Here is a 13,199-nt window from a genome sequence, read left to right on the forward strand (position 1 = left end):
TTTTATAATAGATTTGCAACCTCTAAAGAGGGTGTGTGTTGAGGAATCCGTTTACTTTTGATGGGAAAGCGGATTCCTCTATTACTACTCTTTTTGTATAACATTCTTGATTTTTTTGCGCTAAATTCTTCACCTCTGTGTTCATTAAACGCTTTCACTACCACATTTGTTTTCTCTTCTTTTTCAACATGAAATTTCTTGATAGCCTTTTGTAACCCTTCCTCAATCTTTATGGACAAAGGGCTTCTTGCCAATTCATTATCACCTCCTTAAGTATTATTATACACATTTCAGAAGATGAACACAAACGTATGTTCGTAACTTCTGTGTATTTTTGGATAATTCACGGAAACTAAGGATATAGGTTGGGTTAATACATTTTCAGGATATTCAATCAAATTAAACATCATGTTTACAACACCCAGTAGGTAGGATTGCGACAGCAACTTGTCTAGTACCATCTCAAAAACTCTTGCCGTATCATTGATTGTTGAAATATCTTAATACATATCTAATCATAAAACTCCTAGATTTCCATCATATTTTTCATTTAAATAATAATAAAAGAATGCCAAGATATGTATTATACTATCTCAGCATTCTTTTCATTTAAAGTATACGGCCATTCGAAGCAATCACTTTTTGATACCAGGAAAAACTATCCTTTTTAATTCGTTCCAAGGTTTTAATATCTTTATCATCACGGTCTATATATACAAACCCGTATCTTTTTCTAAAACCGCTGGATGTGCTTAACAAATCCATAAAGGACCATGGCATATATCCCAAAACTTCTACGCCATCCTTGATTGCCAGTTGAAGCTGCTGGATATGGTCTCGAAGAAAATCAATTCTTTCCCGATCATGGACTTGTTTATCCTCTGTCAGTTCATCCAACGTTCCGATACCGTTCTCTGTAATCATCAATGGAATCTGATAACGGTCATAAATCTCATTTAATAAGTATCGGAAACCTATCGGATCAATCTCCCAATCCCATCTTGTTTTAGGTGTAAACGGATTAGTCATTCCTTCAAATAGCCCTGGAATAATTAGATAAAATGAAGGAGAACGCTATTTTCACCGTTCTCCAACGCATGATATAATTAATTTTCTATATTCACAAGCTACTCTATTGCTTCCATTTCAGCATACCTTATTTGATGTGCCCGCTAACAGAATCTCTTCCAATCTAGCCCAACCATCTCTCCTTCCTTTATCGCACTAGCTTTAATTTTCATTGACAATGCATACTTATTAGTTCCTCTCCACTCCTTTTTTTGTTAGGTTAAGTATAGGAGGAGATGTTTACATGCAACAACTTATATTTGAAGCAGCTTGGGATAAGACGATTGCTCCGATTGATAGGGATAATATTACGTCTCTATTCCGAAAGACAACGAATGAAAATAAAGAAAATGTGGAAATTATACCGATTAGGCAAGCAATTAATCATAATGAAGATTTACTTGTTATTGTACTCATCCACAACTTTTCGAATGAGGATTTTCCCCTTAGAAATGTTTATGCTTCGTACCTGGAAGCTGATGAATTAATCGCCGAACATGATTTTACCTTTCCGCAGGTGAATATTCAGCGGAAGACGAGCATGCCTTGGACATTCATTTTCCCTAAAGTGAGCTGGCATAGGTCTCCTTCCTTTGAGAATGGCAGGTTGCAAATTGAAAAAGAAAACTTTGCAAACGAGTAAAAGTTTTCAATAATTAATGATACAATAGATAATAGCTGAATATTCTAGCGCTTAATACAAAGGAAAGAGGAGTGGAATGCATGCAGGAAAAACATTTAGAAAGAATTCGAAATGGAAAAGGTTTTATTGCAGCACTTGATCAAAGTGGCGGAAGTACACCGAAGGCCTTGAAAAATTATGGCATAGCAGAAGACGCGTACGATAATGAAGAGCAGATGTTCGATCTTGTTCACGACATGCGCACCCGGATTATAACTTCACCAGCCTTTAACTCTGAACGTATCCTTGGCGCCATATTATTTGAACAGACGATGGACCGTCACATTGAAGGGAAGTATACCGCTGACTATTTAGCAGAAGAGAAGGGAATCGTTCCCTTTCTAAAAGTGGACAAAGGTCTTGCAGATGAAGCAGAAGGAGTCCAGCTCATGAAGCCTATTACAGACCTGGATGAATTACTGCAACGAGCAAATGAGCGGAATATTTTCGGTACGAAGATGCGCTCTGTCATTAAGCAAGCAAACGCGCAAGGTATCCAAAAAATCGTTAAACAGCAATTCGATATCGGTAAAGACATTCTTGCTGCTGGATTAGTTCCAATTATTGAGCCTGAAGTAGATATTTTCAGTGAAGACAAATCACAATCAGAGGAGATTTTGAAAGAAGAATTATTGAAGCAACTAAATGAGTTAGCTGATGGACAAGACGTTATGCTGAAACTCTCAATCCCGACTGTAGCTAATCTCTATAAAGAAGTTGTTGACCATCCACGAGTCATCCGTATTGTCGCTTTATCTGGAGGTTACCCACTCGTTGAGGCGAATGAGAAACTGAAAGAGAATGAGGGTATCATCGCAAGCTTCTCAAGAGCTCTCACGCAGAACCTCAATGTCAATCAAAGTGATGAAAGCTTTAACCAAACTTTAGACGATGCAGTGGAAACAATTTATGACGCTTCTGTAAATAAAAAATAAAAATTAAAGAGATGAAAATCCTTTCTACTTAAGTGTAGGAAGGATTTTTTTGTTGCATAGGAAAAAAATGCTGTGGATAGCTTGGGAATCCCGCTAGCCACCCCAAGCAAAGCCCAATATAAAGTAGTTCTTGAGCTAGCTTCCATGCCCAATCCTCTTGTCACTTTGCGAGGAGTTTTCTTCACTGAATAAGCTTACATCACGACAAGCAACGAGCAGATCTTTTCGTGGAACGAGTAATCGCAGTCCCAGGCGCCCCGTGAAACGAATCGCGAAGCTTACTGTAAGGGTGTGTCTGCCAATGTTCTTTATTTCAAATAGTTTATTGACATAATAATTAATCGCTGTTATGGTTATACACATGAGTATATAACCATAACAGCGAAGCAATAAAAGGAGGGCTGGCATTGAGACATCTGTTACAGGATGATAAACCAATTTATCTTCAGGTGCGTGAACAAATCGAAGACCAAATTATCAATCGACAATTACAAGCGGGAGATCAGGCCCCTTCCACGAATCAACTTGTGAATTTTTATAAAATTAACCATGCGACGGTATCGAAAGGAATCAATCAACTTGTGGAAGACGGAATTCTTTTTAAGAAAAGAGGGATTGGTATGTTCGTTGCAGAAGGAGCAAGAAAACAGTTGCTTGAAAAAAGGCGGCAAATGTTCGTCGAGGATTATATAGTCACCCTCGTACAAGAGGCCGAGAAGCTGGAAATTACAGAGGAAGAAATTCTAAAGTTTATTAAACAGGTTAAAGGATGTGAGAAATAATGAATATAACGGCAACAAACCTTCATTTCTCTTATGGTCGAGATGAAGTGTTACAAGATATTAATTTTGAGTTGAACGCACCAAAGATATATGGGCTCCTAGGTAGAAATGGTGCTGGAAAAACATCACTTCTTTCCATCATCGGCTCGTTTCGGGAACCATCCTCCGGCAAAATGCTCATTAACGGAGAAGCACCATTTGAAAATGCGGAAATCATGCAGCAGGTTGCTTTCCTGTACAATAAAGATAATAGCGGAGAGACGGATTATGTAAAGACATTGTTGAAAGGTTTACAAATTTATCGTCCCTATTTCGATTATGAATATGCACTTGAATTAGTAAAGAAATTTAAAGTGGATTTAAAGAAAACTTTATCCAAATTGTCCACCGGGAAACAGTCAGCTTTCAATGCGATTGTTGGCCTTGCTAGCAGAACACCGATTACAATCTTTGATGAAGTTTATCTGGGAATGGATGCACCGGCACGAGACTTATTTTATAAAGAGTTGCTAAAGGAACAGGAACGTCATCCACGGATTATGATTCTCTCCACACATCTTGTTTCTGAAATGGATTATCTGTTTGATGAAGTGCTTATTTTAAAAGAAGGTAGACTCCTTCTTCATGAAGCGTATGAAGATTTGCTCTCTCGCGGGGTTAATCTAATCGGCAGCAAAGAAGCAATAGATGCCTTCAGCAAAAATAAGGAAATTGTTCATCATGAACAATTGGGAGATACCCATTCGGTGACTTTATACGGAGAATTTAATGATATGGAGCGGCAACAAGCGAGAGAAAGAGGTCTGCAAGTTCGCAATATCGCTCTGCAAGACTTGTTTATACAGCTGACAAAGGAGGATGAAGATAATGAATAAACCGGTACAAATCCATCAAGCAGCCTTCATCATGTTACAAGCACAGCTTACTTGGACACTTTGGTATATGGGGATTCTGCTACTTGTAAATATTGCTAGGCTGATATTCAGTGCAGACGGGATAGATACCTTTTACAATCATGCCTTCGTTGCTAGTAATGTATATATGCTTGTTATCGGAATCATCACCATTTCGTTTATGCCCTACTTTGTCGAGATGGGAGTCACCCGGAAAAGTTATTTTTATGGGAATGCAATCGCAAGTATCTGCCTTTCCATATTGATTCCGGTTTTTGCTTATGTACTCACTATTTTCGAGAAACTGATATTGGCTAATTTTAAAGAACCGACTTTCAATATCGAATCTGCTGCAGATGGCAATTTCATTGGCGATCTGTTACAAAGCATTTTAATTACGCCTTATGTTGATATGGAGGCGAATGTATTGCTGTCCCTTGCTGTATTTAGTTTAAATATCTTTGCCTTTTATTTAATCGGTTGGTTGATTGGGGCAGCATTTTATCGGCTTGGGGTGATTGGTGGGATTTTATTTATCGCCATCAGCATCGTCCTAATTGCTGCAAAAGACTCCATGCAGCGTATCGCAATGGACTTGCCGTTATTTGAAACCTATGCCTTCTTTGATGCAGTACCAAGCCGGGTTGCCTATATTCTTCTTGTAGTCATCATGTTCATTCCATTAATCCTTATCCGGACATTGACAAAAAGAGCACCGATTAAAATATAAAAAGAGGGATGCTCCCCTCTTTTTTATATTGTCTCTGCTTTTGTTTTAACCAACTTTTTCCTTAACCATGGTTGGGATTTCCAGCGACGGTAGGCAAAAATACCACGGAACCATTCGTCCGCACCTTGCGCAAGCCATACGCCAAGTAAGCCAAGTCCGAAATGAATACCGAATACGTAACTTAGGACAACGGCAAGCCCCCACATGGAGATGACGCCAATTACAACAGGGAAACGAACGTCCCCTACTGATTTTAATGAGCCCATCAAGACCATATTCACCGCCCGGCCAGGCTCGATGAACACAATCGCCCAGAGGACCGGAATCGCAACGGCAATAATCGCCGGGTCACTCGTGAATATACCAAGGAGTCCTTTGCCGGTTAGCGCGATGATAAGCGAAATGACAAGTGACACAGAAACTGCTATCCGCAACGTTTTCAGGCCCCGTTTCAATGTGCGCTCATACATCCCCGCTCCGACATAGCGGGCAATGAGAAGCTGTGTACCTTGAGATATTGCCATCGTAAACATAAAACAAAACATCGATATATTTAAAATATAAACCCGCGCAGCAAGTGCCGCGTCCCCTATGATTGCGACAAAACTTGTAATAACTACTTGCGAGAACTGATAGGATAGTTGTTCTGCAGCAGATGGTATCCCAATTCCCATCAGATTTTTGATGTTTTTCTTATCTATTTTAAAAATATCTTGCAGACTGAATTTAATCGCCAGCCGTTTATATACAAATCCTAACAAAGCAAGAACGAGGAAGATACGAGCCACTATGATTGTAACGGAAACTCCGACAACTCCTGTCACCGGAAGACCGAACAATCCGTGAACCGCAATAAAGTATCCGGTAATACTAATTATATTCATGATAACCGTGACAAACATTGTCTCTCTCGTATATCCGTGACTTCTTAATACAGCACTAAGCGCTAAAGCTACAGCTTCAATACAGAGGGAAAGCCCCGTGATTGCGAGGAAAGAATACGCGTAATCATATACCTCTCCACTTAATCCGTAGAAATTTAAGAATATACCGCCAAATGCAATTACAATAATCGTCATCACGATACCGATCCAGAAATTCAGCCCGAAAGCAGATCTTGCGTAGTCCCTCGCCGTTTTAAGCTGGTTTGCTCCAAGGTTTTGACCAATCAAGATTGTCGCTCCGACTGCTGTCACGTTAAAAAGGATAATAAAGATATTCATAATCTGGTTCGCTACACCGACACCAGCTACCGCCTGGTCAGAGTAACTACTTAATATTAATGTTGCAAGAATGCCCACGCTCATATGAAGAGAGATTTCAATAAAAAGCGGCCACGTAATACTAAATAACGACTGTTCTTGATACTTATTTTTTTCTATATTCAATTGAAATCGTTTCTCCTTCACTATTAAATTTTTCAAATTCCAACATAATAACACAATTCCCAACCAGTAAAAAAGACCGTCCGAAAATCCGTAAAATAAATAAACGAACTCCCGTGACAGCCATCTGCTTCGGTGTTAGTTACTGAAATCTCTCCAGGTGACATTTTATAGCTGATCATTTTCCATTAAAATATTATACCATTGTTAACTCACTTATTTCAATACCTTTTTTCAAAAAATGGAAGGTTAATAGGTTAATCTCTTCTGTTTTTTCACGAATTTTATCACGTATTAACGCTCTGTAATACCCCCGCCTCTAAACAAGAGGGAAAACCAAAAAGGTAAGGAAACCCCCACTAAATGAAGTTTCACTTTATCGGTATAGAACTCTGCAAACTCTGTTTGAAAGTCTACTTTTTGATTACCGCTTTTCCATGTCGTAAAACATTCCTTAATAAGTAAGTTACTACTATAATTGTTTTATTCTTTCATAGCTGGATGATGGCTTTACCACAAATTGGATTCCATATTGAGTAATAAAATATGGTATAATGATTCTCTATTTCAAATATAGAAGGAGAATGCCGCATGGCAAAAAAAGCTTTAGTCGTCAAACAACAAAAGCCTCAAAAGTTTGCAGTTCGCGAATATAGCAGGTGTAAGCATTGCGGCAGACCACACAGTGTTATAAGGAAATTTGATATGTGTCGAATCTGCCTTCGTGAATATGCATATAAAGGTCAAGTACCCGGCTTGAAAAAAGCAAGCTGGTAAATGATAGAGTAAAACGGGGAGCATATGTATGCTCGCCGTTTTTTATAATGGAAAGAAGTGAGTTATTTTCCTATCTTTAGGAAGAGACCAGTCGTTTAAGATCTGAAAAAGCACTTTTTTCCCCGTTATAAAGGAAATTTAAAAACCTGGATAACCTAGAGTTGCGCTGTTTTCCAGATTTCTGCAATTCCTTACTATCTATGATTATCGTCATCTCTGTTATGACGTCTTTCATTTTGATGCCCGAGGTCATTCTCATCTACAAATTCGTTTTGATCTGAAATTTCACGATCATGGTTGTTAGCTTTATTGTGATCTCTCTGATCACTACAACCGAAATTACAGTTATTGTTATCCATGATTCATCCCTCTCTTATATTGGGGAAAACCCTTAACCGCAAAGGTATTCTCCACGATTATGATATCGTCTAAATTAAAATATTAGTCATCTGTAATTTTAATTTGCAATGGATTTACTTGCTCCCAGTTATGCCCTATCTGCAATAATTGTTTCTCCGTAAGATGCGAACCAATAAATTGCATACCCACCGGAAGGCCATATCTATCCAGCCCAATTGGTACAGCCAAAGCGGGAACGCCCGTTAAATTGATTGGAACCGTATAAGGCATGATACGTTTTACCACATCTAGATTCTGTTCGACCCAATTTTCCTTGAATTTCGGAGTCATAATTGGAATCGTTGGACCAAGAAGCATATCAACTTCACCGAATGCTCTTTCAAATGCTTGCACGATGCTTCTTCTTGCTTGCTGTGCTTGAATATATTGTCTTGCCTCTATTAATGAACCGGCTAAGAAGAATGACCGAATATCCGGTGAATAATCCTCTGCATGTGTCTTCAGCCACTGATGGTGAAAGGCTGCTGCTTCTCCACTGACAGTGGCATACCCCGCAAAAGTTGCCATCTCCAGTTCTGGGATTACTACTTCTTTAATTTCTACACCTAAGCTTTTAAGCGTACTTACCGCTTGATGGAATAATTTATCAACATCCTCATCCAAATTTTCCATATAATGTGTTGGAACCCCAATTGTTAATCCCTTTATATTTTTATTCAGATCTTCACTATAATTTGGAACAGGGACGCGTAAACTCGCTGGATCATGTGGATCATACCCCGCCATTACTTGGAGCATCAGTGCCAAATCACCTACTGAACGAGCAATCGGTCCAATTGTATCGAGCGACCAGGCAGTTGGAAAAACCCGGTGTGCACTAACAAGTCCGTGAGTAGGCTTTAAACCATAGACACCACACATAGCTGCAGGTACGCGAATAGATCCAAATGTATCACTTCCAGTGGCGAGGGTCGCAAGCCCGGCTGCTAAAGAAGCGGCTCCTCCTCCACTAGAACCTCCCGGCATATATTCGATATTCCAAGGATTACGGGTCGTACCGAAATATGGATTCGTTCCAGTAGAACCCGCAGCAAGTTCGTGCAAATTTTGTTTTCCAAGCATAACGATTCCTGCCAGAACTAACTTACTCACGACTGTAGCAGTCTCACTCGGATAAAAATTCGCAAACAGCTTTGAACCATCTGTTGTGCGTATTCCCATCGTATATTGATTATCTTTTATTCCCACTGGAATCCCATGCAGTGGTCCAAGATACTCGCCTTTCATAATCTTGTTCTCCGCTTCTCTTGCTTGTTTTAACGCCGTTTCATGTAGAGGGGTTATATAAGTTCGAAGGGTGTCATCAAGCTGGTCGATACGGTCCAACATGATTTTAGTCAATTCAACCGGAGAAAGTTTTCTTTCCTTAAGTAACATTCCAAGATCTTTTGCCGACATATAGTACAGATCATTCATGTTAACAACTCCTTATCGACAACCTGGATTGGTACTTCCATATTTAAATAAGGAGCTTCTACAAGAAAATATTCGGCTTGTTTTACAGTCATTAAAATATCTTGAATAAATGGAATATCGAATTCAATTACCGGCAGTCCTTGTTCTTGCAAACTATTCTTAATATATGATTCGTAAATCATTTCATAACCTCCTCTACAAAGTCGCTATACTATATGAACGCCTATAGATAATGTGCCATACAATTTTTCGATACATGCTGTAAAAAAATTAAAAATCTGCCCATAAGAACATTCTTATGGGCAGTACCAAATAACCTTATTCATCATTTCCCCGATAGCGCGCATATGACAGTGAATTCCAAGTGCGATAATCCAGCTGTTCCTTCTCTATTGGAGTTGACAGATCGTCGAAAATCCTTCGAGCAACCTCCAGTTCTTTTTCCGCTTCCTGTTTATCTTGATACATAAACTCATCTGTTGTGGTATCCGGTGCTTGATCCACTTTCTCTTCCAAGTTCTGCACAACCATTTCCTGATGGCGATGGATTGTTTCCCTTGCCTCCGTCACCCAATCGTCTTGGGCGGAGCGATTCATATCCGTTACATAAGTGAACTCATCATAGATATCCCGATATACTCGGTCCGCGTTCTCCCGTACATCCCGGATGACTCCCACTAAATCAGCAATCGTCAGCTGTTCCGGTTCCAATTCCTCAGCACGCTTAGCACCGCCAAGCCGCTCATGTTTTAAATAAAATGGGAAAATACTCTTAATCGTCTTCCCAACCGGATTGATTGCCATTTGGTTCTCATCCATTCCTTTTGGCTGAATCCCCTGCATCGCAATACGTGCCGATTCCGGTCGGACGATTTCCTTCGGTGGTAACACCCCATACCGCAGTAGTTCACGAATTCCTGTCCCGGAAATGTTAATCCGATATTTCCCTTCATGCGGGCAAGTATACTCAGTTGCAGCACTGTCACAGCGCGTGCAATAGAACACTTCTTGAAAGAGCCGCACATCAATCCCTAATTCCTCTGGTTTAAATGTGTCAAAAATTGTATGGGCTGCATACTTATCATAAAAATCGCCAATCCCAGCATGGTCCCTGCCAATTAATGCATGTGTACAGCCATAATTTTTCATAATTAACGCATGAAGAACCGCCTCGCGGGGACCTGCAAAAATATAAGTTACTCGAAGTGGTGCAAGAATTGTTCTTTCTTTCGGATAATACGTTTCTAAAACACTGCGATATGCAAGCATCCGGAATTCGTGACGGGTATATTCGCGTTTTGCCATTTCGACAAGCGGCTGGACAAATAAACCGTCAAGCTCCTCGAGTGCGTTCCGGTGGATGTATTCATGTCCCCGGTGTAAAGGGTTCGCCCCTGTAATAAATCCTCCGACAGTATTAAACTTCTTCTCCTCATAAAATAGTTTCCATGTATCTTTTGGCTCCATGCGAATTCCTTCAAACGGACCCCAATGTACCCGGCGCAGTAATTGAATCGGACCTCCAAGCGCCGTATCCCCCATTCTCCGGTAAATCGCATCTACACCTGGGTGGCTTCTGTCCGTCGTATCAAATAAATGCAACGCCCGAAATTCACGGTCATATTCAAAGATGTCCTCAATTTTAAGTATTGCTACTGCTTCTTTTGTGTGGTCTGCTAATGCTATTTCATCGCCAATATTCAATGATTTGATAATTTCTTTATTTTTATCTCCAATTGGAGCGAAACTTAGCGGAACCGGCCAGACAACCCCATTACTTAATCTACCTTCAGTAAGTACAGATTTATAATCCTCTTCACCCATAAACCCTTTGTTTGGTGAGAGTACCCCGGTTGCAATCATCTCTAATGTGATAACTGCTTCCAAATCAACGACAATCATCGGTAAATGTTTGGCCCTTTCAACCGCATCTGCTAGCGCTTCCCCTGTCAGTACTTGATTTACTAGCTCACCACCATGTGGTTGTTGCGGATAAGCTGTCATTTTTGTTTGATCCATCACCTTTTGACTCATCAATCTTCCTCCTTATTTATCTCTATCGTAATAGCTTATGAATAGTTAAAAATACTGCCCCTTTATCTAATTCGCATCCCGGTATCCCGTATTCGCTTTAACTTTCACTTCCGCATAACGGGCCGAATTGTATTCTTTTGATAGCAAAGTACCTAGAAAACCGGCAAGAAAACCTAGTGGAACACTGATGATTGCCGGATTATCGATAGGGAATATCGGTTCCCCAACAAACAATGCCGCACCTTCCACAGGTGAAAATACGCTCGGGCTCATTGAAACAAGGATGAGTGCAGAAAGTAAACCGGTCAATAAAGCCGATATGGCACCCGCCGTATTAAAACGTTTCCAATATACCGTGTATAAAATAACCGGCAAGTTAGCACTTGCTGCAATACAGAATGCTAAAGAAACAAGGAATGCGACATTTAAATATTGGGCGCCTAATGCAAGAATTATAGATAGGACGGATACGGCTAACGATGCGTAGCGGGCGGCGAGCATTTGCTCACGATCCGTCACTTTTCCTTTTTTAATAATCTGGCCGTAAATATCATGGGCAAAGGCAGATGCTCCAGATAATACGAGACCTGCAACAACTGCTAAGATGGTTGCAAAGGCTACTGCACTAATAAATGCAAATAAAATATTTCCGCCAATTGCTTGGGCAAGAAGGGGTGCTGCCATATTCCCACCTGGATTCGCTGCAAGAATTGCATCTTGGCCGACAAATGCAGCCGCTCCAAAGCCTAGGAATAAAGTTAAAATATAAAAAAGACCAATCGTCCAAGTTGCCGTAATTACAGAGCTTCTCGCTGTTTTAGCATCTTTCACCGTGAAAAATCGCATTAAAATATGTGGTAAACCTGCAGTTCCAAAAACAAGTGCAATCATTAATGATATTGTGCTTAATGGATCTGTATAAAGCACTCCTGGTTTTAAATAATCTGCCCCATGAGATGTCGCTGTCTTTACAGCTGTGAACATAGACGAAATATTGTAGTTGAAATGGAATAACACTAATAAAGAAATAATAAACATTCCCGCCATCAAAAGGACAGCTTTCGTAATCTGAACCCAGCTCGTTGCAATCATCCCACCGAACAGAACGTAAATCGTCATCATGACACCGACGATTAGCACGGCAATCCAGTAATCGATCCCGAACAGCAGCTGAATCAATGCACCTGCACCGACAAGCTGGGCAATCATATAAAACAGGACAATCGTTATCGTACTAAGTGCTGCCGCCCCTCTGATTTTCTTCGCATCGAACCGGGCATTAATCATATCGGCAATCGTATATTTACCAAGATTTCGCAGCGGCTCTGCAACAAGAAATAGAACGACTAAATAAGCAATAAGGAAACCAATACTATAGAAAAAACCATCAAATCCATTGAGAGCAATCATCCCGGCTATCCCTAGGAAAGAGGCGGCAGAGAGATAATCACCTGCGATTGCCAATCCATTCTGCCATCCAGTCAATCCACCTCCAGCCGTATAGAAATCTCCGGTGCTTTTCGTACGTTTAGCTGCATAGTACGTAATGACAAGTGTTAAAATGACGATAGCGAGAAATAGGATAATAACGGTGGCATCCATCAGCGATTACCCCCTTTATCCAACTGCTCCTTCACTATTTCTTCCGCCATTTCATCAAAGCGATTTGCTTTTTTTACATAAATCATGCTCAGCACCCAAGTCATTATAAATTGCGAAATTGCAAATACCCATACCCAGGATATATCACCGAAGAATGGTGCATTCAGGAATGTTGTATATGACGTAAGTATCGGAAGCGTAAAGTAAAAAACAAGAAAGAAGATCGTCAGCGGAACAATAAATTTCTTTTTTGCATGCATAAAGTTTTTAAACTGCCGACTTTCCTCCACTTTAACAAAATTGATTGGCTCTTCTTGCTTTCTTTCAACAGAAACCGGTTGTGTATTCATCAAAACATCCTCTCTACCCTTATTTTGAAAACGCTTACTAAGAGTATAGAGAGTTTCATAACTTTTGTTGTAAGTTTTTCGTAAACGGTAAGTATTTTGGAGTGAACGGTTCGGATACACTGACA

At 40.1% G+C, this 13,199-nt stretch carries 14 protein-coding genes; 6 read left to right on the forward strand and 8 right to left on the reverse strand.

The genetic code is table 11. From position 1 onward, the window contains the following. Positions 1–2 precede the first annotated feature (2 nt). On the reverse strand, positions 3–254 hold the full coding sequence (locus tag WKU33_RS15405) for a hypothetical protein (protein ID WP_340455422.1): 252 nt from the start codon (positions 252–254) through the stop codon (positions 3–5). Between the two features lie 355 nt (positions 255–609). Next, the gene (locus tag WKU33_RS15410; RefSeq protein ID WP_340455423.1) at positions 610–1,029 is read right to left on the reverse strand and encodes a family 1 glycosylhydrolase; all 420 of its coding nucleotides are present in this window, start codon (positions 1,027–1,029) and stop codon (positions 610–612) included. A 283-nt stretch (positions 1,030–1,312) separates the two neighbouring features. Between WKU33_RS15410 and WKU33_RS15415 the strand changes: the two genes are divergently transcribed. From WKU33_RS15415 to WKU33_RS15435, 5 genes are all read left to right on the forward strand, one after another. Then, on the forward strand, positions 1,313–1,711 hold the full coding sequence (locus WKU33_RS15415; RefSeq protein ID WP_156856639.1) for an SLAP domain-containing protein: 399 nt from the start codon (positions 1,313–1,315) through the stop codon (positions 1,709–1,711). 80 nt (positions 1,712–1,791) lie between these two features. Next, on the forward strand, positions 1,792–2,685 hold the full coding sequence (locus tag WKU33_RS15420; RefSeq protein ID WP_156856640.1) for a fructose bisphosphate aldolase: 894 nt from the start codon (positions 1,792–1,794) through the stop codon (positions 2,683–2,685). A gap of 407 nt (positions 2,686–3,092) precedes the next feature. Further along, complete coding sequence (locus WKU33_RS15425) at positions 3,093–3,467, forward strand: GntR family transcriptional regulator (RefSeq protein WP_156856641.1); 375 nt, start codon at positions 3,093–3,095, stop codon at positions 3,465–3,467. Continuing rightward, positions 3,467–4,342 carry an ATP-binding cassette domain-containing protein gene (locus tag WKU33_RS15430; RefSeq protein ID WP_156856642.1) on the forward strand — a complete coding sequence of 292 codons (876 nt, stop codon included), beginning with the start codon at positions 3,467–3,469 and terminating at the stop codon, positions 4,340–4,342. The genes WKU33_RS15425 and WKU33_RS15430 overlap by 1 nt, the downstream gene beginning before the upstream one ends. Beyond that, positions 4,335–5,090 (forward strand): hypothetical protein, encoded by a 756-nt coding sequence (locus tag WKU33_RS15435; protein ID WP_156856643.1) that lies wholly within the window; start codon positions 4,335–4,337, stop codon positions 5,088–5,090. Before WKU33_RS15430 ends, WKU33_RS15435 begins: the two co-directional genes overlap by 8 nt. 23 nt (positions 5,091–5,113) lie before the next feature. On the opposite strand, the gene WKU33_RS15440 is transcribed toward WKU33_RS15435, so the two are convergent. Next, positions 5,114–6,478: an MATE family efflux transporter gene (locus tag WKU33_RS15440; protein WP_156856644.1), complete on the reverse strand. Its 1,365-nt coding sequence runs from the start codon at positions 6,476–6,478 to the stop codon at positions 5,114–5,116. Between the two features lie 588 nt (positions 6,479–7,066). Here WKU33_RS15440 and WKU33_RS15445 point away from each other — a divergent pair. Beyond that, positions 7,067–7,252, forward strand: a complete 186-nt coding sequence (locus WKU33_RS15445) for a type Z 30S ribosomal protein S14 (protein ID WP_156856645.1) — start codon at positions 7,067–7,069, stop codon at positions 7,250–7,252. A 441-nt stretch (positions 7,253–7,693) separates the two neighbouring features. On the opposite strand, the gene WKU33_RS15450 is transcribed toward WKU33_RS15445, so the two are convergent. The 5 genes from WKU33_RS15450 to WKU33_RS15470 all read right to left on the reverse strand — a co-directional run bounded on the left by WKU33_RS15450 (position 7,694) and on the right by WKU33_RS15470 (position 13,074). After that, a complete protein-coding gene (locus WKU33_RS15450) occupies positions 7,694–9,088 on the reverse strand; it encodes an amidase (RefSeq protein ID WP_156856646.1) in 1,395 nt (464 codons plus the stop codon). Then, positions 9,085–9,270: a hypothetical protein gene (locus tag WKU33_RS15455; RefSeq protein WP_156856647.1), complete on the reverse strand. Its 186-nt coding sequence runs from the start codon at positions 9,268–9,270 to the stop codon at positions 9,085–9,087. The genes WKU33_RS15450 and WKU33_RS15455 overlap by 4 nt, the downstream gene beginning before the upstream one ends. 136 nt (positions 9,271–9,406) lie before the next feature. After that, a complete protein-coding gene (locus WKU33_RS15460; protein WP_198042634.1) occupies positions 9,407–11,122 on the reverse strand; it encodes a sulfate adenylyltransferase in 1,716 nt (571 codons plus the stop codon). A gap of 66 nt (positions 11,123–11,188) precedes the next feature. Further along, positions 11,189–12,724: a solute symporter family protein gene (locus tag WKU33_RS15465; protein ID WP_156856648.1), complete on the reverse strand. Its 1,536-nt coding sequence runs from the start codon at positions 12,722–12,724 to the stop codon at positions 11,189–11,191. Continuing rightward, positions 12,724–13,074, reverse strand: a complete 351-nt coding sequence (locus WKU33_RS15470) for a DUF485 domain-containing protein (protein ID WP_156856649.1) — start codon at positions 13,072–13,074, stop codon at positions 12,724–12,726. Before WKU33_RS15470 ends, WKU33_RS15465 begins: the two co-directional genes overlap by 1 nt. Between the last annotated feature and the right edge of the window lie 125 nt (positions 13,075–13,199).

The sequence above is a fragment of the Oceanobacillus sp. HCA-5259 genome, assembly GCF_037892815.1.
GTDB classification, from domain to species: Bacteria; Bacillota; Bacilli; order Bacillales; family Amphibacillaceae; genus Oceanobacillus; species Oceanobacillus indicireducens.